At 61.4% G+C, this 22,169-nt stretch carries 17 protein-coding genes; 5 read left to right on the top strand and 12 right to left on the bottom strand.

Annotated elements, in window-relative coordinates:
* Positions 1-28: 28 nt before the first annotated feature.
* The gene (locus tag LPB73_RS00565; protein WP_089266238.1) at positions 29-565 is read right to left on the bottom strand and encodes a cupin domain-containing protein; all 537 of its coding nucleotides are present in this window, start codon (positions 563-565) and stop codon (positions 29-31) included.
* Between the two features lie 165 nt (positions 566-730).
* Between LPB73_RS00565 and LPB73_RS00560 the strand changes: the two genes are divergently transcribed.
* From LPB73_RS00560 to LPB73_RS00550, 3 genes are all read left to right on the top strand, one after another.
* Positions 731-946, top strand: coding sequence for a CsbD family protein (locus tag LPB73_RS00560; protein ID WP_231079188.1), 216 nt, complete (start codon positions 731-733; stop codon positions 944-946).
* Between the two features lie 237 nt (positions 947-1,183).
* Positions 1,184-1,981, top strand: coding sequence for a rhodanese-related sulfurtransferase (locus LPB73_RS00555; protein WP_231079186.1), 798 nt, complete (start codon positions 1,184-1,186; stop codon positions 1,979-1,981).
* Positions 1,974-2,201 carry a SlyX family protein gene (locus LPB73_RS00550; protein ID WP_231079184.1) on the top strand — a complete coding sequence of 76 codons (228 nt, stop codon included), beginning with the start codon at positions 1,974-1,976 and terminating at the stop codon, positions 2,199-2,201. The genes LPB73_RS00555 and LPB73_RS00550 overlap by 8 nt, the downstream gene beginning before the upstream one ends.
* Before the next feature lie 162 nt (positions 2,202-2,363).
* Here the strand turns inward: LPB73_RS00550 and LPB73_RS00545 are convergent, their stop codons facing one another.
* Entirely contained in the window at positions 2,364-3,902 is a 1,539-nt protein-coding gene (locus LPB73_RS00545; protein ID WP_231079183.1) for a class I adenylate-forming enzyme family protein, read from the bottom strand.
* A 149-nt stretch (positions 3,903-4,051) separates the two neighbouring features.
* The gene (locus LPB73_RS00540; protein ID WP_184512045.1) at positions 4,052-4,657 is read right to left on the bottom strand and encodes a nuclear transport factor 2 family protein; all 606 of its coding nucleotides are present in this window, start codon (positions 4,655-4,657) and stop codon (positions 4,052-4,054) included.
* Between the two features lie 83 nt (positions 4,658-4,740).
* Between LPB73_RS00540 and LPB73_RS00535 the strand changes: the two genes are divergently transcribed.
* Positions 4,741-6,840: a S9 family peptidase gene (locus tag LPB73_RS00535; RefSeq protein ID WP_231079182.1), complete on the top strand. Its 2,100-nt coding sequence runs from the start codon at positions 4,741-4,743 to the stop codon at positions 6,838-6,840.
* Positions 6,841-6,967: 127 nt separating this feature from the next.
* Here LPB73_RS00535 and hemC read toward each other — a convergent pair whose 3' ends face one another.
* From hemC to LPB73_RS00510, 5 genes are all read right to left on the bottom strand, one after another.
* On the bottom strand, positions 6,968-7,951 hold the full coding sequence (gene hemC / locus LPB73_RS00530; protein WP_231079181.1) for a hydroxymethylbilane synthase: 984 nt from the start codon (positions 7,949-7,951) through the stop codon (positions 6,968-6,970).
* 109 nt (positions 7,952-8,060) lie between these two features.
* Entirely contained in the window at positions 8,061-9,548 is a 1,488-nt protein-coding gene (gene mctP / locus LPB73_RS00525; protein WP_231079179.1) for a monocarboxylate uptake permease MctP, read from the bottom strand.
* Positions 9,538-9,723 (bottom strand): DUF3311 domain-containing protein, encoded by a 186-nt coding sequence (locus LPB73_RS00520; RefSeq protein ID WP_093757178.1) that lies wholly within the window; start codon positions 9,721-9,723, stop codon positions 9,538-9,540. Before LPB73_RS00520 ends, mctP begins: the two co-directional genes overlap by 11 nt.
* Before the next feature lie 220 nt (positions 9,724-9,943).
* A complete protein-coding gene (locus LPB73_RS00515) occupies positions 9,944-11,056 on the bottom strand; it encodes an NADH:flavin oxidoreductase/NADH oxidase (protein ID WP_231079177.1) in 1,113 nt (370 codons plus the stop codon).
* A 260-nt stretch (positions 11,057-11,316) separates the two neighbouring features.
* Positions 11,317-11,619: a hypothetical protein gene (locus tag LPB73_RS00510; RefSeq protein ID WP_231081288.1), complete on the bottom strand. Its 303-nt coding sequence runs from the start codon at positions 11,617-11,619 to the stop codon at positions 11,317-11,319.
* Positions 11,620-12,009: 390 nt separating this feature from the next.
* Between LPB73_RS00510 and LPB73_RS00505 the strand changes: the two genes are divergently transcribed.
* A complete protein-coding gene (locus LPB73_RS00505; RefSeq protein WP_231079176.1) occupies positions 12,010-13,812 on the top strand; it encodes a carbamoyltransferase family protein in 1,803 nt (600 codons plus the stop codon).
* Positions 13,813-13,923: 111 nt separating this feature from the next.
* On the opposite strand, the gene LPB73_RS00500 is transcribed toward LPB73_RS00505, so the two are convergent.
* The 4 genes from LPB73_RS00500 to LPB73_RS00485 form a co-directional block, all read right to left on the bottom strand.
* Positions 13,924-15,603 carry a methyl-accepting chemotaxis protein gene (locus LPB73_RS00500; RefSeq protein WP_231079175.1) on the bottom strand — a complete coding sequence of 560 codons (1,680 nt, stop codon included), beginning with the start codon at positions 15,601-15,603 and terminating at the stop codon, positions 13,924-13,926.
* 285 nt (positions 15,604-15,888) lie between these two features.
* On the bottom strand, positions 15,889-17,580 hold the full coding sequence (locus LPB73_RS00495) for a methyl-accepting chemotaxis protein (RefSeq protein WP_231079174.1): 1,692 nt from the start codon (positions 17,578-17,580) through the stop codon (positions 15,889-15,891).
* A 54-nt stretch (positions 17,581-17,634) separates the two neighbouring features.
* On the bottom strand, positions 17,635-19,395 hold the full coding sequence (locus tag LPB73_RS00490) for a methyl-accepting chemotaxis protein (RefSeq protein ID WP_231079173.1): 1,761 nt from the start codon (positions 19,393-19,395) through the stop codon (positions 17,635-17,637).
* Positions 19,396-19,924: 529 nt separating this feature from the next.
* On the bottom strand, positions 19,925-21,925 hold the full coding sequence (locus tag LPB73_RS00485; protein ID WP_231079171.1) for a methyl-accepting chemotaxis protein: 2,001 nt from the start codon (positions 21,923-21,925) through the stop codon (positions 19,925-19,927).
* Positions 21,926-22,169: the final 244 nt, after the last annotated feature.

Raw genomic sequence — 22,169 nt, 5'->3', positions numbered from 1 at the left:
GTCTCGGGCGAGGGCCTCAGCTTGATGCTTACTTCTTCACCGCGCCATCGGGATGCGTGGGATCGACCCACAACACCGTCTCCGGCTTCTCCACCGGCTCGATGTCGATATTAATGGCGACCGCTTCGCCGTCGCTGCGCACCAGCACGCATTCCAGCACTTCGTCGGCACTCGCATTGATTTCCTGATGCGGCACGTAAGGCGGAACGAAGATGAAATCGCCAGGACCGGCCTCCGCGGTAAACTGCAGGCGATCGCCCCAGCGCATCCGCGCCTTGCCCTTCACCACATAGATGACGCTTTCGAGATGGCCGTGGTGATGCGCTCCGGTCTTGGCATCCGGCTGGATCGACACGGTGCCGGCCCAGAGCTTCTGCGCACCGACGCGCGCGAAATTGATCGCGGCCGCGCGGTCCATACCTTTCGTCGAGGGCACGTTGGTATCGAGGTTGTCAGCCGGAATGACGCGAATGCCGTCGTGCTTCCAGCGATCCGGATCATGGTCGTGAGAATGATCATGCGCGTGATCGTGCGGATGAGTGTGATCGTGGCCGTGACCGGACATTTCAATGCCTTCTTGGGTTCCGAAGAAATGCTGCCACCGCATGCGGCATCACGCCCCCGGGAGTGAGGAACATTCAATTGAGCTGGCAATTGTCTCTGCGAAGCTCAAGCAGCGCGTATCGAGAATGGTCTCGGAACTGCGTCTGCAACATGACAGGAGTATCCCATGGGTGCCACCGCAGACAAGATCAAGGGAGCCGCGAACGAAGCCATCGGCAAGGCCAAGCAGGGCGTCGGTGAAGCGACCGGCTCTGACCGCCTGCAGGGCGAAGGCCTGATCCAGGAAGGCAAGGGCCACGCGCAGAAGGCCGTCGGCGATGCCAAGCAGGCTGCCAAGGACGCTGCCGACAAGGCGTCGGATTTCGCGAACCGCAAACTTTAACCAATTCCAACCGGCGGAGTTTTGACTCCTCGGTCGCAGGTGACGCTGCAAAAGAAGCCGGTCCCGTAAGGGGCCGGCTTTTTTGCGTTCTGGCACCACGCGTTGCGCTGGTTGCGCCGGGTATGACATAGGTCAATACCTGCGCAGGGGAGCATCCGACCCAAAGCCCTGATGGCAACGATATTTCGGCCAGTTCCCGGACTTCCCCCTCGCTGGTCCGGCTGGTAAACCCCCGCCATGTTCAAGGTCGCCGCCCTTTACCAATTCGCTGCGCTGCCGGATTTTCGGCAATTGCGCGAGCCGCTGCGCGCCTATTGCGCCAATCTCGGCATCAAAGGCTCGATCCTGCTCGCCGAGGAAGGCATCAACGGCACCGTGGCCGGGACCGACGCCGCCATCGACGCACTGGTGCGCGAACTTGAGACCGGCGTGATGTTCAGCGACCGGCTGAACCATCTCGAGCTGAAATTCTCCCGCGCCAGCCTGATGCCGTTCCTGCACATGAAGGTGCGGTTGAAAAAGGAGATCGTCACCCTCGGCGATCCCCAGACCGATCCGACCAAGACGGTTGGCACCTATGTCGACGCCGCCGACTGGAACGATCTCATCGCCAACGAGAACACGCTGGTGCTCGATACGCGCAACGCGTTCGAAGTGGCGATGGGCACGTTCGAGGGCGCGGTCGATCCGGAGATCGCAAGCTTCGGCCAGTTCAAGGATTTCGTCGCACGCACGCTCGATCCCGAGAAGCACAAGAAGATCGCGATGTTCTGCACCGGCGGCATCCGCTGCGAGAAAGCGAGCTCGTATCTGTTGTCGCGCGGCTTCGCCGACGTCTATCACCTCAAGGGTGGCATCCTGAAATATCTCGAGGAGATCCCTGAGGTCGAGAGCCGCTGGCGCGGCGAATGCTTCGTGTTCGACCAGCGCGTCGCACTCGGCCATGGCCTTGTCGAGAGCCAGTCGATCAAGCCTGACTTGCCGATCAATTCGGAAGATTTTGCGATGCTGCGGGAGAGCGCATCCGATGAGTGAGACCGCAAACGACCTGACGGGCTTGCGCGAACGTATCGACGCACTCGAAACTCGCGTCGCCTATCAGGACGACACGATCGAGACGCTGAATACGACGATCACCGCCCAGTGGAAACAGATCGACATGCTGACGCGGCAGGTTGCCACGCTCGGCGAGCGGCTGCAGGAGGCCGAAAGCAACAGCGGTGCGCCGCGGAATGAACCTCCGCCGCATTATTGAGGCGGCGATCCCAAACTCAGCCGTCGTCCCCGCGGAGGCGGGGACCCATACACGCCGAAGAGTTAGAAAAGACGCTGTGGCTATAACTCTGCCGCTTGAACCATACTGACCGTGGTTATGGGTCCCCGCCTCCGCGGGGACGACACCTGATAGGCCAGTGCTCTAAACCGACAAATCCGCCGCCAGCTTGCGGTCTCGCAACTCGCGTTTCAGCACCTTGCCAATGGCGCTGCGCGGCAACACATCGACCAGCACGACATCGTTGAGTCGCTGGAACTTGCCGACACGCTTATTCGTCCAGGCCTTCAGCCCCGGCGCATCGACTGAGGCACCCGCCTTCATCACCACGAAGGCGACCGGTGTCTCACCCCACTCTTCCGACGGCATGGCCACGACAGCGGCTTCGAGCACGTCCTCGTGTTTCGTCAGCACGGCTTCGAGATCGCTCGGATAGACGTTGAAACCGCCGGAAATGATCATGTCCTTCTTGCGGTCCATCAGCTGCAGAAAGCCGTCTTCGTCAAAGCGCCCGACATCGCCGGTCCGGACATAGCGCTTTCCGGAAGCGTCGTGCCAGAACGTCTCGGCGGTCTTGCCGGGCTGGTTGAGATAGCCCTGCATGATGACGGGCGAATGCCCAACCACTTCGCCAATCTCGCCCTGGGCAACGAAATTTCCGTCCTCGTCGATCAAGCGAATCTCATGATCCGGTGCAGGCTGGCCGACCGTATGCAGCTTGGTTGGATGTTCATGGGCCAGCAACACGCAGGTGCCGCCGCCTTCGGTCATGCCGTAATATTCGGTCAGCCCGCCGGGCCAGCGTTTCAGCACATCCGTCTTCAGCGCCGCGCCGAATGGCGCCGAGGTCGAGAATTTCATCACGAAGGACTTCAGATCGAAACTATCGAAGTCCTCGACCGCCATAATGCGGCGATACTGCACCGGCACCAGCATCGCATGGGTCGCGCGATGTCTGGCGCTGAGTTCAAGGAAGCCCCGCGCATCAAACTTCTTCATCAGCACCAGGGTGCCGCCACCGGCGAGTGTCGGATTGAAACAGACCAGCGTGGTGTTGGAATAGAGCGGCGTCGACAGCACGGTGACGGCATCCGGCCCGTAGCCCAGCGGATCGAGCTGGCCATATTGCCGCCAGCGCATCCAGCAGGTGTGGATGATGCCTTTCGGCGTACCGGTCGTGCCCGAGGAATAGATGATATTGAAGACCCATTCCGGATCGATCGTCACCGGTGTGGGCTTCACGCCTTCCGGCACCAGCCATTGCGCGAACGGCTTTCCGGCCTTGCCGCCGTCCAATGCGATACGGGGGATCGAGGGATCGATCGCGGCCCGTGCGAATGACGCAGCCGTGGCCTCGTCCATAAACAAAATTTTTGCGGCCGCATCCTTCACCATCGCGGCGAAATCCGTTGGCGTCGATGATGGCGCCAGCGGCGCCACCGCCACACCGGCGCGCAGCGCGCCGAGGAACACGGCGGCATATTCGATCGAGGACAGCGCACAGATCGAGATCGCATCGCGCGGCTTGAGGCCGCTGGCCTGCAGTGATGCAGCGATACGGTCGATCAGCGCATCGAAGGCGGCGTAATCGATCTGGCGATCGGCATCGATCACGGCGATCTTGGTCGACTTGGACGCGGCGGTGTCACGGACCAGTGCATCGAGGGTGATGAAGTCGGGCATGTTGTTTCTCCCAGTCTTTTTTGTTCTTTATCAACTATTCACGTCATTGCGAGGAGCGGAGCGACGAAGCAATCCAGAGAGCGACAAGGAAAGACTGGATTGCTTCGTCGCCAAGAGGCTCCTCGCAATGACGGCTGAGGGTAAGGCGGCTACCGATCCAGCTTTTCGCCGTTCAGCCATTTCTTCCCACTGGCATAAAGCGCCTCCACCGCGTCGCCGCGCAGGCCGGGCATATCAGGCTTGATCTGATAGCCGATCTGGCTCTGCAGATAAGCGAGATGGCGATAGCCCTCGGGGAAGCTCGCGAGCAAATCCGCGTCGAGTTTCAGAGGCGCGCCCGGCACCACCGGATCCATGCGATCCTTTTCATAAATCGGCTGCCGCAGCACCATGCCCCATTTGCCGTCACGCTTTTCGAGGAAATCATAGAAGCGTCCAGTCAGCATCACGTCGACATTGACGCCGTGTACCAGCGCGCGCTGGGCAATGGTCATCTTGGTCTGCGAAATTGCGCGGTTGCCAGCGAGATCGATCGATTGCGCGCCGAGGAAATGCATGATCGAGACGCCCTTGGCCCAGCCGGCCTTGCTCATGGCAATGAACTCGTCGGCGGTGCCCTGGGTCCAGGTGGCCACCATGCGGCCATCGTCGAACCAGACGGTGCGGAAGCGGTCCCAATCGCCGGCATCGCGCCAGACCACCCAGTTTTCAATGAGATCGCGGATGGCAAGGCGGTCGATAATCTCTATATCCATGGAATATCCAATATGCGGGGCAGGCGCCGATGCGCGCGTGTTCCGTAATCATATCCGATCAGGCTTCCGCGAAAAGAGCGTTCATGACAAAGCAGACATCCTCCATGCCCGCGCCGGTTGCGCCGCGTCATCCGCATTCCTTCACGACCCACGGCATCACTGTGACCGATGACTATGCCTGGCTGAAGGATGCCAAATGGCAGGAGGTGTTGCGCGATCCCAGCGTGCTGGAGCCGGAGATCCGCACCTATCTGGAGGCCGAGAACACCTATACCGAGAGCCTGCTCGGCGGCACGGCGGCGCTGCAGACCAAGTTGGTTGCGGAAATGCGCGGCCGCATCAAGGAAGACGATTCCAGCGTCCCGTCGCCGGATGGCCCTTATGCTTATTTGCGGAAATTCCGCGAGGGCGGCCAGCATGAATTATTCGGCCGCATGCCGCGGGATGGCGGCGAGGCCACCATCGTTCTCGATGGCGACAGGCTTGCCGCCGACCACAAATATTTCAAATTCGGCGGCGCCCGCCATTCACCCGATCATGCGCTGGAAGCCTGGAGTGCCGACGTCAAGGGCTCGGAATATTTCACCATTCGCGTGCGTGACTGGGCCACCGGCAGCGATCTCGACGACGTGGTCGAGGAGACCGATGGCGGCGTGGTGTGGACGCTCGATTGCAAGTCCTTCTTCTATGTGAAGCTCGACGACAATCATCGTCCGATGCAGGTCTGGCTGCACAAGCTCGGCACCAAACAGGCCGACGACAGGCTGATCTTCGAGGAGCAGGATTCCGGCTGGTTCACCCACATCCATGAAAGCGCCAGCGGCCGCTTCTGCGTCATCGCCGGCGGCGATCATGAAACGTCCGAGCAGCAATTGATTGATCTCAACACGCCAGACGCGCCGCCGCGCCTCGTGGCGAAACGCGAAGATGGCGTGCAGTATTCGCTGGCCGATCGCGGCGACGAGCTGTTCATCCTGACCAATGCCGATGGCGCCATCGACTTCAAGATCGTCACCGCACCGCTGGCTTCGCCCGCGCGCGCCAACTGGACGGACCTGATCCCATATCGCGAGGGCATCTATGTCCTCGACATGGATCTCACTGCCGGCCATCTCGTCCGTCTGGAGCGTGCCAATGCGCTGCCGTCGATCGTGATTCGCGATCTCACCACCAAGGACGAACACGCCATCGCCTTCGACGAAGCCGCCTATTCGCTCGACACCATGGGCGGCTACGAATTCGATACGACCACGCTTCGCTTCGCCTATTCCTCGATGACGACGCCCTCGGAAGTCTATGACTACGACATGGCAACGCGCGAACGGACGTTGCGCAAGCGCCAGGAGATTCCGTCGGGGCACAATCCCGCTGACTATGTCACCACGCGCATCATGGCCAAGGCACATGACGGCGCCGAGGTTCCGGTGTCGATCCTGCATCGCAAGGACCTGGCACGGGACGGCAAGGCGCCGCTACTGCTCTATGGCTATGGTTCCTACGGCATGGCAATGCCGGCGTCGTTCTCCGCCAACCGGCTGTCGCTGGTCGATCGCGGTTTCGTCTATGCCATCGCGCATATCCGCGGCGGCGCCGACAAGGGCTGGGGCTGGTATCTCGACGGCAAGCGCGACAAGAAGACGAACTCGTTCGACGATTTCGCGGCCGCTGCGCGCGCGCTGATATCAGCGAAATATACATCCGAGAAAAACATCGTCGGCCATGGCGGCAGCGCCGGCGGCATGCTGATGGGCGCGGTCGCCAATCGCTCCGGCGAGCTGTTCTCGGGGATCGTCGCCGAAGTGCCGTTCGTCGATGTGCTCAACACCATGCTCGACGACACCCTGCCGCTGACGCCGCCGGAATGGCCCGAATGGGGCAACCCGATCGAAAGCGCCGCGGATTTCAAGACGATCCTGTCCTACTCGCCCTATGACCAGGTCGCGGCGAAAGCCTATCCGAAGATTCTGGCGATGGGTGGCCTCACCGATCCCCGCGTCACCTATTGGGAGCCGGCGAAATGGATCGCACGGCTGCGCGCGACGATGACGGGTGGAGGCCCGGTGCTGCTGCGGACGAATATGGGCGCCGGCCACGGCGGCGCGTCCGGGCGTTTCAACCGCCTGGATGAGATCGCGATCGTCTATGCGTTCGCACTGTGGTCGGTGGGGATGGCGGAGAGCTAGTCGCCACACACTCCGTCATGGCCGGGCCTGACCCGGCCATCCAACTTCACTGTCGTACATCAAAAGATGGATGCCCGGGTCAAGCCCGGGCATGACGTGGAGAGGGCAAAGTGTCGTATCGAACGGCCTAGTGCTCCGGCCGATTGGCCTCGATCAGCGCGCCGGCGCCCTTGTCGAGCAGCTCCAGCCCGACAGCCCGCCCAAGCTCGCGCGGACGATCCGCCGGCCCTATGCGCGTTACCTCAATGAACTGCCCGCCGGCTTCATCCAACACCGATGCGGTCAGCGACATCTCGTGCCCCGAGATCACCGAATAACCCGCGATCGGCGAATTGCAGTGGCCGTTCAGCACCCAAAGCACCTCGCGCTCGGCATCGCAGGACAGATGTGCCGCAGGGTCGTCGATCAGTGACAGATGACGCCGCGAGGCCCAGTCATGCGCCGCGCATTCGACTGCGACGATGCCCTGCCCCACGGCCGGCAACATTTCCTGCGGCGTGAAATCACGTGCGATGCGGCTCGCCAATCCAACGCGCTCCAGGCCTGAACGCGCCATGATCAGCGCGTCGGCAGGGCCGACCTCGCCGCCATCAGGCATCCGCTGCATCTCGCCACTGTCGAGTTTGCGCACGCGCGTATCGGCAGCACCGCGGAAGTGGATCACCTCAATCTCGGGAAACAGCCGGCGGATATAGGCGGCACGGCGTACGGCATTGGTGCCGATCTTGAAGCCCTTGCCATGCGTGCGCTTGAGATCGTCGAGGCTGACGCCTTCGCGCAGCACCAGCGCATCGGTCGGAGGATCGCGCACCAGCGTTGCACCAATCACGAGGCCCGGCGTGTCCTCGTTGCCCGGCATGTCCTTCAGCGAATGCATCGCCGCATGCAGCGTGCCCTTGAGCACGGCCGCGCGAATCTCCCCGACGAAAGCCCCGCCCTTGCCGCCATGCTTCAGGAGATTGCTGGTCTGGTCGCGGTCGCCGACCGGCTCGAATTTCACGATCTCGACGGCCAGTTCCGGCGCGACCACCGCCAGCCGGCGCGCGATCTCTTCGGTCTGGGCCAGCGCCATGGTGCTTTTGCGCGTGCCGATGCGCATCGATTCAGTCACTCAGGCAAGCTCCATCCGGCGGTCCCGCACAGGGATGGCGGGCATTCGCGCGGACAATAAAGCCAGCGCGCGCCGGAAACAATGCGCGCGCGGCTTTACAATGAGGCCGTTACGTGCCCGCCGCCTCGGCCGTTGCGACCGGCTTCGGCACCACGAGATTGACCAGCATTGCGACCGCGATATTGACGACGAGCGCAATCAGCCCGACATAGACCGTCGCCTGGAAGCTGCCGATAGACAGCAAGTGCAGCGGCTTGAGGCCGTCCGTCCAGGCCAGATATGTGCCGCCAAACAGGCCGACCACCCATCCGGCCAGCAATGCCGGCGCGGTGAACCAGCGGGTGAACAGGCCGAAGATCAAGGCCGGCAACGTCTGCAGGATCCACAGGCCTCCGAGAAGCTGCAGGTCGAGCGCGAACTGCGTCGGCAGATAGATGATCACCAGCAGCGCGCCGACCTTCACCACCAGCGACGCGATCTTGGCAACGGCTGCTTCGCCCGCTGAATCGACCTGCGGATTGACATAGGCCTTCCAGAAATTGCGGGTGAAAAGATTGGCCGCACCAATGCTCATCACGGCCGCAGGGACCAGCGCGCCGATGGCAATCGCCGCAAAAGCGAAGCCTGCGAACCAGCTCGGAAACAGCGTCTGGAACAGCGCCGGTACCACGTCATTATTGCTGGCGAGCTTCAACTTGGCGGCGTGGCCCATATAGCCGAGCAGCGCCAGCAGGCCGAGCATCAGTGTATAGGCCGGTAACAGTACGGCGTTCTTGCGGATGGTCGTGGCGCTCTTGCTGGCGAAGATACCGGTCAGCGTATGCGGATACATGAAGGCCGCGAGCGCCGAACCAAGTGCCAGCGTGGCATAGGCGACATACTGGCTGGGCTGCAGCAGGATACTGCCCGAGCCCTTGGCCTTGAATGCCTGATCGGCGGCGTCGAACACTGCGGCATAGCCGCCGAGCTTGCCGGGGATTACTGACACTGCCGCGATGACGGCGATATAGATCATGATATCCTTGACGAAGGCGATCAGCGCCGGGGCACGTAGGCCCGACGAGTAGGTGTAGAGCGCCAGCACGACAAAGGCCGCGATCAGTGGAAGTTCGCCTTCGAAGCCAAGCGCCTTCACAGCCGTGGCCATACCGATCAGCTGCAGCGCGATATAGGGCATGGTGGCGACGACACCGGTGATGGCGACTGCTGCTTCCAGCATGCGTGAACCATAGCGGCCATGCACAACGTCGGCGGCAGTGACATGGCCGTTGTCCTTGGCGACCTGCCACAGCCTCGGCATCACCATGAACACGATGGGATAGACCAGGATCGTGTAAGGCAGCGCGAAGAAGCCGTAAGCACCGACCGAATAGACCAGTGCCGGCACGGCGATCACCGTATAGGCGGTATAGAAATCGCCGCCGACCAGAAACCAGGTGATCCAGGTGCCGAACTGGCGGCCACCAAGGCCCCATTCGTCGAGACTGGCCAGCGTTTTCGGGCGGCGCCACTTCGAGGCGACGAAGCCCATCACGGTGACGAGCGCGAAGAAGAACAGAAAGACCGCAACCGCGGGAATATCGAGCTCAGTCTTCATTGGCGTAAGTCCGGTAAGCGAGCCAGGTCAGAAAGGCGGTCATCGGCACCCAGGCGAGCTGGTACCAGTAGAAGAACGGAAAGCCGAACAGCACCGGATCATGAAAGTTGTAGAACGGGACCCAGAGCAGACCCACGAACGGGATCAGCAGAAGCCATAAGAAATGGCGGGCCATGGCGGGGCTCCTCTCGATAGGCGGGCAGCGCCGGATGCCACGATTATTTTACGGCGCAGAATTTTGCGCTGTGTAGGTGCGACATTCTGTCATGTAAACACGATGCTGCCGCAGGGCTGCCATTCGCGGAGTGGACGCACCGCAACGACAAACACCCACACATCGCACCCGGCTTGCGGGACAATGTGTGGGTGTTGAAAGTCAGGCGCCTTGAAGTGGTTTAGCGGCCGCCGAATGTCGTATCGCCGAACAGCGCCTTTTGCGTCGATGGCTGCGAGCGCCAGTATTGCGGCGGCGCCTGCACCTGGCCGCCGAGCTGCGCCGCCGCGTGCCACGGCCAGCGCGGGTCGTAGAGAATGCCACGCGCGATGGCGACCAGATCGGCCTTGCCGGAGGCCACGATGTCTTCAGCCTGTTGCACTTCGGTGATCAACCCCACCGCAATCGTCGGCAGTCCCGTCGCCGCTTTCACGGCTTCGGCGAACGGCACCTGATAACCTGGCCCGAGCGCGATCTTCTGCTGCGGCGAGACACCGCCGGACGAAACATCCATCCAGTCGACACCGCGCTTCTTCAACTCATTGGCGAAGACGATGGTCTGCTCGACATCCCAACCGCCCTCGACCCAGTCCGAGGCCGATACGCGGACGCCCACAGGCTTGTGCGTGGGAAACGCGGCGCGTACCGCGTCGAATACTTCGAGTGGAAACCTGATCCGGTTCTCCAGGGAGCCGCCATAATTGTCGGTGCGCTGGTTGGAAATCGGCGACAGGAATTCGTGCAGCAGATAGCCGTGCGCCGCGTGGATCTCCAGCGCATCGATGCCGAGCCGCTCGGCGCGCTTCGCCGTGGCCACGAAGGCATCGCGGATGCGCTTGAGGCCGGCAACGTCGATCTCCTGCGGCGCCAGTTCGCCGGGTTTCTGCGGAATGGCCGAGGGCGCCTGGGCGACCCAGCCGCCTTTGTCGAGCGGGACCTGCTGGCCGCCATCCCATGGGGCGTGGCTCGACGCCTTACGGCCTGCGTGGGCGATCTGCATGCCAACGGCAATGTTCGAATGCTTGCGGATTGCCGCCAGCACCGGCTTCAACGCGGCTTCGGTCGCGTCATTATAGAGGCCGAGATCGCCGGGTGTGATGCGGCCGATGGCTTCCACGGCGGTCGCTTCGATCACCAGCATTGCGGCGCCCGACAGGGCCATATTGCCGAGATGGATCATGTGCCAGTCGGTCGCCCGGCCATCTTCGGCAGAATACTGGCACATCGGCGCAATGACGATGCGGTTTGGCAGCGTGAGGTCGCGCAGCTTGAAGGGAGAGAACAGGGCACTCATGAAGGTTCCAGGGTGGGAGGACCGAATTGCCTTGCGCGGGCGCGCAAGCTTGCCATGCCGACATTGGAATTTGGATGAGAAAACACAAGATGGCATGCCAAAAGCGACCTCAGCATTGTGCAAGGAGGGTAGCTTTCGACAAATCATTCCCGAAGGAGAGGCCCGTTTCCTGGAGAAAGGCGAGCCTGGAAAGCAAAAGGCGCCCCGGTTACCCGGCGCGCCTCTCTATCTCGTTCATTCAGCGCCGTGGCGCTTATGACTTAGTACGGGCAGACCACCCGGCCCCAGCGACGGCTGAAATAGCAGCCCGGCGCCACGAAGCGCGGTCCACCGTAGAAGCCATAGCCGCGACCGCCGCCACGATAGAAGCCGCCACCGCGTCCACGGCCCCAACCGCCGCCGCCACGACCGCGACCACCGCCACGGGCCTCGGCCGAGGTGCTGCTCGTGGTGAGCAACACCGTGGATGCGCCGATCAGACCAACACAGTAGACAGACACAAGCGCCATCGCTGCCAGGCAGCGGGTCACGATATTGTGGCGCGTCGTTTTGGTTTGAGCCATTCTTAGGAACTCCCATTCTGCAGAAGCACGGCTTTAGAATGCTTCCGGCCTCGAATCGTTCAGTGAGCAATTCTTGATTCACACAGGTGCTGAAACCAGAATAGTAATATGGCCATCACAAGGCGTGCACGCACGAACAACTTTACAATAGGGTCAAGCTCGAACGCCGGTCAAGTTGCCGGCAACGCTGTCACTACGAACGAATGCGCACCTTCACGCGGTCACCTCGCTTTTGACCTCCTGCGTTCATCTTCTCTTCATATTGCCTCGCACTATGCTGATCGCTGCACCTCGCAACTGCGAATATGCGGTCAGCCCCACCCGCCGCGTCTGCATTAGCAGCTCGATCCCATCATTCGTCCCTTCCCGCGAATTGTCAGAAGCCGATTCATGTCCAAACCCAGCTACATCCTCGGTCTCAACACCTACGATCACGACGTCAGCGCCTGCCTGCTGCGCAACGGCGCGCTGGCCTATGCGATCGAGAAGGAGCGGATTACCCGCGAGAAACACGCGACGGGGTTCTACAAGGAAGTGATCGACTACGTCCTCGACGCCGAAGGCATCACGCTGGGCGACGTCGACCTGGTGGTGAGCAATTGCTACATCCTGCCGGTTCCGGAGATGGAAGACCGCCTGATCTATCAGGACATGCCGGGCTTCCTGCCCGAATATGAACGGCAGGACGCCAGCGTCCATCCGCTGTTTCGGGCGCGCACCGGCAAGGTCAAAACGATCTCGCATCATCTGGCGCACGCCTATAGCGCGTTTGCCGTCTGCCCCTTCGAAGAGGGGGCGATCATGATCGTCGACGGCGTCGGCAGCTATCGCTCCGATGTGATGGAGGTCTATCCCGGCGACGAGCCGGGCTCGAAGCTCGCCCGGGAATCCGAGAGCTACTACACGTTCAAGGGCACGCAGCTCGATTGCCTCAAGAAAGTCTGGATGGAGCCGGACCGCGGCTTCCTCAGCGATGAATTCTACAACATGCCAGGCCTCGGGGCGCTTTATAGCCGGGCCTCGACCTATGTGTTCGGCGACTGGAACAAATGCGGTGAACTGATGGGGCTCGCACCCTATGGCCGCCGCGACCAGGTCAAGCCGCTGATGGATATCACCGACAACGTGCTCAGCGTGCCGCGCTGGACCCCCGAATACAACCAGCCCTATATCGCCGACAGCGATGGCAAGTGGGACACCCATCCGTCGATGCGGCATTGGGAGGATATCGCCTGGCGAGTCCAAGACGACACCGAGAAGGTGCTGCTCGCCCGCGCGCGCTGGCTGCGCGAGACGACCGGCGCGAAGAACCTCTGCATTGCCGGCGGCGTCGCGCTGAACTGCGTCGCCAATGGCCGCATCGCCCGCGAAGCCGGCTTCGAGAATGTCTGGATCCAGCCCGCCGCCGGCGACAACGGCATCGCGATCGGCTGCGCCTATTATGGCCTGCTGGAGGTACAGAAGCAGCCGCGCTCTTATGTAATGACCCACTCTTACACCGGCCGTGCCTATACTGATCGCGACGTCGAGGCAGCGACCCAGCGCACGCTGGTCAAGGCGCAGACCAGCACGGTGCGCAGCGACAATATCTGCCGCGATACGGCCAAGCTGCTCGCCGACCAGAAAGTGATCGGCTGGTTTCAGGGTCGCTCGGAATACGGCCCCCGCGCGCTCGGCAATCGCAGCATCATCGCCGATCCGCGCCGGCCGGAGATGAAGGACATCCTCAATTCACGCGTGAAGCACCGTCAGCCGTTCCGTCCGTTCGCGCCGATTGTGCTCGCCGAGCGCGCCAGAGAGATTTTCGAAGGCGATCAGGATTCGCCGTTTATGCTGATCGCGGCCCCGGTGCGCCCCGAATGGCGCGAGAAGATTCCGGCCATTGTGCACATCGATGGAACGGCGCGCATCCAGACCGTCACGGAAGACACCAATCCTGTGCTCTATCGGCTGCTGAAGGAATTCGATGCGCTCACCGGCGTGCCGGTGCTGCTCAACACGTCGTTCAACGTGAAGGGCGAGCCGATCGTCGAGACTCCGCGCGACGCCATGGCGTGTTTCATCAATACCGGCATCGATCACCTGATCCTGCACGATACGCTGGTGTCCAAGACATCGGCGCATCGTTTCGTCGCCCCGCTGGTGCGCACCTATATGGACATCGCGGGGCTGGTGTCGGCGAGTACGAGATAGAACGCTCGAAATCCGCAGGGCGGGCAAAAGCGCAGCGTGCCCGCCACCATCATCGAAAGCGCTACGGTGGGCACGGCGCAAGAGCGCCTTTGCCCACCCTACAAGTCATGATCAGGCTGCCCGCACCGCGTTCAGGAACTTGCTGACTTCATCCTTCAGCCGCGTGCTGTCCGAAGACAACGACTGCGCTGCAGCCAGAACCTGAGTCGAGGCAGATCCAGTTTCTGTTGCACCACGCTGCACATCAACGATGTTCGACGAGACCTGCATCGTGCCCTGCGCCGCCTGCTGGACATTACGCGAAATCTCCTGCGTCGCCGCGCCCTGCTCTTCCACCGCCGATGCGATGGTCGAGGCAATCTCGGACATCCGCCCGATCGTGTCTCCGATCTCCTTGATAGCGCCAACCGATTCCTGCGTCGCCGCCTGGATACCGGAGATCTGCGTCGAGATCTCGCCAGTCGCCTTGGCAGTCTGCTCAGCGAGTGCCTTCACCTCGGAGGCGACGACGGCGAAGCCGCGACCGGCTTCGCCGGCACGCGCCGCTTCGATGGTGGCGTTGAGCGCCAGCAAGTTCGTCTGGCCTGCGATGTTGTTGATCAGCTCGACCACATCGCCGATGCGCGACGCAGCGCTGGCGAGCTCGCCGACGCGATCATTGGTCTTGCGTGCCTGATCGACCGCCTGCCCTGCGATCGCAGCCGACTCCTGCACCTGTCGGCTGATCTCGTTGACCGACGAGGCCATTTCTTCGGTTGCCGATGCCACTGACTGCACATTGGCTGATGCCTCTTCGGAGGCTGCGGCAACCGTCGTGGTCAATTCCTGCGAGCGCTCCGCCGTGGCGGTCAGCGTACCTGCCGAGGCTTCCAGTTCGGTCGATGCCGACGACACCGTCTCGACGATCTCACCGATCATCGATTCGAAGTTGCGGGTGATGCTGTCGACGCGGCGACCGCGTTCGATCTTGGCTTCTGCATCGGCCGCTGCGGCTTCATCCGCCGCGCGCTTGTCGATCAGCGCCTGTTTGAATACCTGAAGCGAATCCGCCATCGTACCGATTTCGGTTTTCTCGCCCTGATGCGGAACATTTGCTGTCAGATCTCCTGTGCCAAGCGCCTGCATCGGCAGCACGATCGACGTAATGCCGGCGGAGACATCGCGCACCAGCAAGATAGCCGCACCGATGCCGACAACAATCGCAAACAAGAGCGAACCGATCACCATCTTGATGGCGACCCCAAAGCTGTCCGTCGCCAGTTCTCCGGCTGTCAAAGCTCCCTTGTTGTTGAGCTCGACATCCTTCTGCAGGGCTTCGTCCGCTTTGAAGCCAATCTGGTTGACCTTCACGTTCATATCTCGCGCTTCATCACGAGCGTTCTTGCGCGACAACGCAAGAACCGGCTGCAACGCCGCTATGTATTCGCTCCAGAGCTTGTTGAATTCGCTATACATCGCGCGCTCCTCGGGCGACGAAATCATCGGCTCATAGCTCTTGCGCGCCTTGTCGAGCATCTCAGCGTAACGCACCAGCGTATCGTCCTGGACCTTCGTATCTGCGGCATCGGTCGCAAGCAGATGTCCACGAACCACCGAACGATAGCTGATCGTTGCAGCGCGGACTTCACCCAGAGCGCGCACGCTCGGCAGCCAGCTCGTGACGATGTCGGATGTCGCTCCGTTGATGGTGTACATCTGCTTGATGGCCAGCGCGCCCATTGCAGACATGGCGAGCAGCAGGAACGAGACGACAAGAGTGATCTTGGTGCGGATGGACAGGCTGGCAAACATAGGTGATGGTCCCTCGGTTTTTGACCGTTGGCGCGCAACTGCACGAATGGCATTTTCTGGGTTTGAAGACACGGCATGCATTGGAGCTGCCGGCCGAGCGTCGATAGCTTTCAACGATCTCGTGATCGAGATTGTCCGGATAAAGTTAAGGAGCGGTGCATCATGACTGCTTCTTGTGCATGACTTCTCGAATGAGTGTGGCGCACACGCATAACAACACTATCGCGTAGGAAAGCCGACGCTCACGCGCCGGCTTTTTGCGCTGTACACTTGTGTTCAAGCCCGTCAGGCAGCGCGCACCGAGTTCAAGAACTTGCCCACTTCATTCTTGAGACGTGTGCTGTCCGATGACAGCGACCGCGCGGCCGAAAGCACCTGCGACGACGCAGAGCCGGTCTCGGACGCTCCACGCTGCACGTCAGTGATGTTCGACGAGACCTGCATGGTACCCTGTGCCGCCTGCTGGACGTTACGCGAAATCTCCTGCGTCGCGGCACCCTGCTCTTCCACCGCCGATGCGATGGTCGAGGCAATCTCGGACATCCGGCCGATGGTGTCGCCGATTTCCTTGATGGCGCCGACCGATTCCTGCGTCGCCGCCTGGATACCGGAAATCTGCGTCGAGATCTCGCCAGTCGCCTTGGCAGTCTGCTCAGCGAGGGCCTTCACTTCGGAAGCCACGACCGCGAAACCGCGACCGGCTTCGCCGGCGCGCGCTGCTTCGATGGTTGCGTTGAGCGCCAGCAGATTTGTCTGGCCGGCGATATTGTTGATGAGCTCGACCACATCGCCGATGCGCGCTGCAGCGCTGGCGAGTTCGCTGACGCGATCATTGGTACGCCGCGCCTGGTCGACCGCCTGATTGGCGATGCTCGCCGACTCCTGCACCTGTCGGCTGATCTCGTTGACCGACGAGGCCATTTCTTCAGTGGCCGATGCCACCGACTGGACGTTGGTGGAAGCTTCTTCGGACGCTGCCGCCACTGTGGTGGCGAGGTCCTGGGAACGTTCGGCCGTCGCGGTCAGCGTGCTTGCGGAGGCCTCGAGTTCGGTCGATGCCGACGACACCGTCTCGACGATTTCGCCGATCATCGATTCGAATTCGCGGGTGATGTTGTCAACGCGGCGACCGCGTTCGATCTTGGCTTCGGCGTCGGCAGAGGCAGCTTCATCTGCCGCGCGCTTGTCGATCAGCGCCTGCTTGAACACCTGAAGCGTGTCGGCCATCGCGCCGATCTCGGTCTTCTCGCCCTGATGCGCTACATGCGCCGTGAGATCGCCAGCGCTCAGCGCCTGCATCGGCTGCACGATCGAAGCGATACCCGACGACACGTCCTTGACCAGATAAATGCCGACACCGATGCCGATGACCGCGGTCGCTGCAATGATCACGATCACCGTCATCAGCGCCGAACCATAGCTCTCATCGGCCTTCTGTCCCGATGCTGCCGCGCCCTTGTCGTTGAATTCGATGGCCTTGCGCAGGGCAAAATCGGCTTTGGATCCCAGCGGATTGATCACATTCAGATTGAGCTCATGGGCTTCCTGACTGCCTTTGCCGAGATTCTTGCGGTCGAGTGCGAAGACTTCCTGACTGCGTGATACGTAGTTGTCCCACTCCTTGTTCCAGTCGTTGAAGATTGCGCGCTCTTCGGGGCTCGATACCAACTTGTCATAGGCAGTCCGCTCATCGGCGGCCCGCTTGACGATGGTGTCGATACCAGCCTCGGTCTTCTGCATCTGGTCAGCATTGGCTGCGAGGATGTGTGCGCGCACCAGATTGCGATAATCGATGGTCGTCGCCCGCAGCCCACCGAGAACACGGACGCTTGGAAGCCAGTTCTTCTGGATGTCCGACGCATTGGCGTTAATTGTCTGCATCTTGCTGACGGCAAGCGCCCCCATCCCCGTCATTGCGATTAACAGAAAAGCGATAACGATGATGATCTTGGCTTTGATAGAGGTGTTCGAGAGCATGGCTGGACGTCCTGTTATCGCTCAATAGAATGATCAGTTCTGATCCCGCATGGCCTAGGCCGCGCGAACAGAGTTGAGGAACCGCGCGACTTCAACCTTTAGCCGCGCGCCGTCCGACGACAGCGACTGTGCTGCTGAGAGAACCTGCGACGACGCCGACCCGGTCTCGCTGGCGCCGCGCTGCACATCCGTAATGTTGGACGAGACCTGCTGGGTGCCATGCGCGGCTTGCTGCACGTTGCGGGAAATCTCCTGGGTGGCGGCACCCTGCTCTTCGACGGCCGAAGCAATCGTGGACGAAATTTCCGACATCCGGCCGATGGTGACGCCGATCTCGCGGATGGCACTGACCGATTCGTCCGTGGCGGACTGGATGCTGCCGATCTGCGTGCTGATCTCGCCGGTCGCCTTGGCGGTCTGCTCTGCGAGCGTCTTCACCTCGGCCGCCACCACGGCGAAGCCGCGGCCCGCTTCACCGGCGCGGGCGGCTTCGATGGTCGCATTGAGCGCCAGAAGGTTGGTCTGCCCCGCGATGCTATTGATCAGCTCGACCACGTCGCCGATACGGCTGGCCGCCTTGGATAGCTCGCCGACACGGTCGTTGGTCTTCTGGGCCTGCTGTACGGCCTCGCTAGCGATACGCGCAGATTCCTGAACCTGGCGGCTGATCTCGTTTACCGATGACGCCATTTCCTCGGTCGCCGATGCCACGGATTGTACGTTCGTCGAAGCCTCTTCCGAAGCGGCTGCCACCATGGTGGTCAAATGCTGCGAACGCTCGGCAGACGACGTCAGCGTGCCCGCCGACGCTTCGAGTTCGGTCGATGCCGATGACACTGTTTCGACGATCTCGCCGACTGCGCTCTCAAAATCGTTTGCCAGCGTGATCATCTCGCGCTTGCGCTGCTCGGCGGCGATCTGCTCTTGCTGCTTTTGAGCGTCGGCTTCGGCGCGGGCGCGCTCCTGCGCCTTGACCTTGAACTTCTCCACGGCGCCAGCGACGTCGCCGATCTCGTCCTTGCGGCCCAGGCCCGGCAACACCACGCCGAAATTGCCCTCGGCGAGTTCTTCCATCGAACGGCTCAGCGCGCGCATCGGACGCCCGATGGTGAACACCGAGAACACGCAGGTCCCGATCAGCATCAGGGCGACCACACCACCGAGAATCAGCGAGTCTCGCTCGGTCGCAGCGGCCTCGTTCGCCGCAGCATTCGTTTGCTGCTCGACCTTCTCCTTAGCCAGATTGACGATCGTATCGGCCAGCTTGTCGAGTTCTGCACTCATGGGTAGCAGCACGTCGGTGCGGAGTTTCACGATCTCCGCACCCAGTGCAGTGACGCGCGTGGAGGCATCCGCAGACAATTCGCCAGCTTCGTTGCGCGTCGCCTGCAGATTCAAGATATCTGTGCGGATTACACCGATCTTGTCGCCGCCCTTACCGAGGGTCGTCATCATGTCGAGGAATTTGCCGATGCGCTCGCGCTCGTCCGGTGCGGTCGCAAGCTTGAGCATCTGAGCCGAAAATTTAAGGCCAGCGGTAGTACGCGCCGTGAAATAGTCGGCGGCCTTCTGGACATCGGCCACTTTCGTTGCCCCGAGGAAGTCACGCACGCCGATCTGCATGCCGCGAAACGAGGCCTTGGCCTCGGCAGCGTTCTGCGCAATGCCCTGATAGACGCCGGCCGTCTGATATGACTGGCGAACGCCTGCGCTTCCCATCGTCTGCATATAGATCATGACACCGAGGAGAAGAATGCCGAGCCCGGACGCAATCGCGAGCTTGGTGCCGATGCGCAGATTCTGGATGAAGGCCATGACAGTTCCTGGGAATGAAGCGGCAGAAAAATGAGTCGGGTCGTCCTTCGCCGGACGGAGTCCGGCGTCGCGTGAAATGGTCGAATGCTAAGCGGTTGTCATTTTTGGCGCAGCCCGGCGGCAATCCGACGGGCACGCGAAGCTTGGCGTGAGCCGATCCTGAACGAGAAGCGTCATCGGCTCATATGAGCGGGCGATACGTTCGATGATCGATCAAATCACCTGCTCATGGGCAGGAACCTACCATCGCGCTTCTGACACAAACGTTAACGCGCCGATGATGCCATCACTCAAATTGAGCCGGTACCGCAATGGTCGTCGAGCAATTCGGACTTTTCAGACAGTGATGGAGTTCGAGTTCAGGCATCAGAGGTTCTGAATTAACGATCTAAAATTGCAATCTCATCATGCGATACCCTGCACGGGATATTTCGAGGCCCTGAATTCTCTCGGAGCATACAGCGGCTTGAGTGGCGGTGTGCGGAGAACGCACCGTTACTCAAGCCAGTGAATTGCGATGTTGGAGAACTCAGGCCGCGCGGACCGAGTTCAGGAAGCGACTGACTTCATGCTTCAGACGGTTGCTATCTGACGAGAGCGACTGCGCTGCCGACAGCACCTGAGACGACGCGCCGCCGGTCTCGCTCGCGCCGCGCTGCACGTCGATGATGTTGGACGAGACCTGCATCGTGCCTTGCGCAGCCTGCTGCACGTTACGGGAAATCTCCTGCGTCGCCGCGCCCTGCTCTTCGACAGCCGAAGCGATCGTGGACGCGATCTCCGACATCTTGCCGATGGTCGTGCCGATCTCGCGGATCGCCGAGACGGAATCATCGGTCGCAGTCTGGATGCTCGCGATCTGCTGGCTGATCTCGCCGGTGGCCTTGGCGGTCTGCTCGGCGAGCGCCTTCACCTCGGACGCGACCACTGCGAAGCCGCGGCCGGCATCGCCGGCACGTGCCGCCTCGATGGTGGCATTGAGCGCCAGCAGGTTAGTCTGCCCCGCAATGGTGTTGATCAGCTCGACCACCGCGCCAATGCGGCCGGCAGCTTTTGACAGTTCGCCGACGCGATCATTGGTCTTCTGAGCCTGGTCCACGGCCTCATTGGCAATACGCGCGGATTCCTGGACCTGACGGCCGATCTCGGTGATGGACGACGCCATTTCCTCAGTGGCGGACGCCACCGACTGCACGTTGGTGGAGGCTTCTTCCGACGCCGTCGCGACGACCGTGGTGAGCTGCTGCGACCGATCCGCTGTCGACGTCAGCGTGCTGGCCGAGGCTTCCAATTCGGTCGACGCGGACGACACCGTCTCGACTATTTCACCGACCGTACCTTCGAAATCGTCGGCGAGCCGGATCATGTCCTGCTTGCGTTGCAAGGCCGCCGCCTGATCCTGCGTGATCCGTGCCTCGGCTTCCGCCTGGGCTTTCTCTTCCGCCTTGACCTTGAAGGTCTCGACAGCCTGCGCCATGTCGCCGACCTCGTCCTTGCGGCCGAGCCCCGGCAGCACCACGCCGAAATTGCCCTCAGCGAGCTGCTTCATGCCCGCCGTCAGGCCGGACAGCGGACGGATGATTCCGCGCGCGATCAGGAACGCAATCAACAGACCGGTGATGGTCGCCGCGCCAGCCACCATCTGCTGCAGCGTGATCGTGCCGGAAATGCGCTGCTCATTGGCTGTCGTCGCGCTCACGACCTCCTGCTGGATCGCGGCCTTGATGCCGTCGGTCTTGCGGATGGCGCTGACCACCATCGGCGTGATCGTATTGTAATAGAGCTGATCCATCTTCAGCAGACTGGCCGACGCCTTATCGAACCCGCTGGAATAGCTGACCAGGCCTTTCTTGATCGATTCGAACAGCGCTGAAAGACTCGGCGCCATATCAAATTTTTCCATCTCGGCGATCTGTTGCTGCGCGTTCTTCACGCTGTTGGCAAACAACGTCACATTGTCCTGGTCGCGACCTGCAAAGAACCGCCAGTTCGCCATCTGAACCAACAGAGTTTCGGATTGCAGGGTGGTCGCCCCTTGTGCGAATGGCGAGCTACGCGTCGCGAGCACGAGTTTCTTCAGGTCGGCCTGAAGCTTTTCACCTTCAGCAAGCAGCGCCTTGCGGCTGGCGAGCATCTCCTTGACGGTGTTGCCGAGATCGACTCGCTTGCTCTTCAAATCATTGATCGTCTTTTCGACCTCGCGATAGACCCCGCGACGCTCCTCCGAGCTCGCCTTGATCGTCTCTTCCAGCACACCACCGACCTGAGTCAGCAGCTTTTCGGCTTCAGCGAATGACGCCTCGTCCTGATCGAACGTGTAGCGCAGCATCGCGCGGCGAAGTGCCTGGAGTTCCGCCGAAATCTCCATCGAGCGCATCGCGTTGGCGGACTGGGCATTCATCGCCGAGACGTCGTCGCGAATTTCCGTAAGTTTCCACACGGCGAAACCTGCCATGCCCAACCCGAACAAGACGAGCGCACCGAAGCCCCCATACAGCCTGCCACGGATGCGGAGATTGAATAGCGACATGCGACATGCCCTTCTTGGGAGAACCACTGATAGCCGACCTTGCACGTCGCGAATCGCACCCGCAACGCAAGAGGCAATCTCGAATCCGATCATCGTTAGGTTGCGAGAACTTCGGGTTAATTTCAGCCGCGCAAACGCTTTAAAGTGGAATGACTTTTTGTCGCGCGTGTCATCGTTTAACTCACCAAAACAAACAGCCCGGACGCGATGACGCATCCGGGCTGTTTGCTAGTTGTATCTTACT

Origin of the sequence: Tardiphaga sp. 37S4 (assembly GCF_021044645.1) — a bacterium.
Classification (GTDB): Bacteria; Pseudomonadota; Alphaproteobacteria; order Rhizobiales; family Xanthobacteraceae; genus Tardiphaga; species Tardiphaga robiniae.
This window is presented reverse-complemented; position numbering and strand designations above follow the sequence as displayed.

Coding starts and splice junctions, on each gene's coding strand:
- LPB73_RS00565 (WP_089266238.1), bottom strand. CDS start 565: ATGTCCGGTCACGGCCACGATCACACTCATCCGCACGATCACGCGCAT.
- LPB73_RS00560 (WP_231079188.1), top strand. CDS start 731: ATGGGTGCCACCGCAGACAAGATCAAGGGAGCCGCGAACGAAGCCATC.
- LPB73_RS00555 (WP_231079186.1), top strand. CDS start 1,184: ATGTTCAAGGTCGCCGCCCTTTACCAATTCGCTGCGCTGCCGGATTTT.
- LPB73_RS00550 (WP_231079184.1), top strand. CDS start 1,974: ATGAGTGAGACCGCAAACGACCTGACGGGCTTGCGCGAACGTATCGAC.
- LPB73_RS00545 (WP_231079183.1), bottom strand. CDS start 3,902: ATGCCCGACTTCATCACCCTCGATGCACTGGTCCGTGACACCGCCGCG.
- LPB73_RS00540 (WP_184512045.1), bottom strand. CDS start 4,657: ATGGATATAGAGATTATCGACCGCCTTGCCATCCGCGATCTCATTGAA.
- LPB73_RS00535 (WP_231079182.1), top strand. CDS start 4,741: ATGACAAAGCAGACATCCTCCATGCCCGCGCCGGTTGCGCCGCGTCAT.
- mctP (WP_231079179.1), bottom strand. CDS start 9,548: ATGAAGACTGAGCTCGATATTCCCGCGGTTGCGGTCTTTCTGTTCTTC.
- LPB73_RS00520 (WP_093757178.1), bottom strand. CDS start 9,723: ATGGCCCGCCATTTCTTATGGCTTCTGCTGATCCCGTTCGTGGGTCTG.
- LPB73_RS00515 (WP_231079177.1), bottom strand. CDS start 11,056: ATGAGTGCCCTGTTCTCTCCCTTCAAGCTGCGCGACCTCACGCTGCCA.
- LPB73_RS00510 (WP_231081288.1), bottom strand. CDS start 11,619: ATGGCTCAAACCAAAACGACGCGCCACAATATCGTGACCCGCTGCCTG.
- LPB73_RS00505 (WP_231079176.1), top strand. CDS start 12,010: ATGTCCAAACCCAGCTACATCCTCGGTCTCAACACCTACGATCACGAC.
- LPB73_RS00500 (WP_231079175.1), bottom strand. CDS start 15,603: ATGTTTGCCAGCCTGTCCATCCGCACCAAGATCACTCTTGTCGTCTCG.
- LPB73_RS00495 (WP_231079174.1), bottom strand. CDS start 17,580: ATGCTCTCGAACACCTCTATCAAAGCCAAGATCATCATCGTTATCGCT.
- LPB73_RS00490 (WP_231079173.1), bottom strand. CDS start 19,395: ATGGCCTTCATCCAGAATCTGCGCATCGGCACCAAGCTCGCGATTGCG.
- LPB73_RS00485 (WP_231079171.1), bottom strand. CDS start 21,925: ATGTCGCTATTCAATCTCCGCATCCGTGGCAGGCTGTATGGGGGCTTC.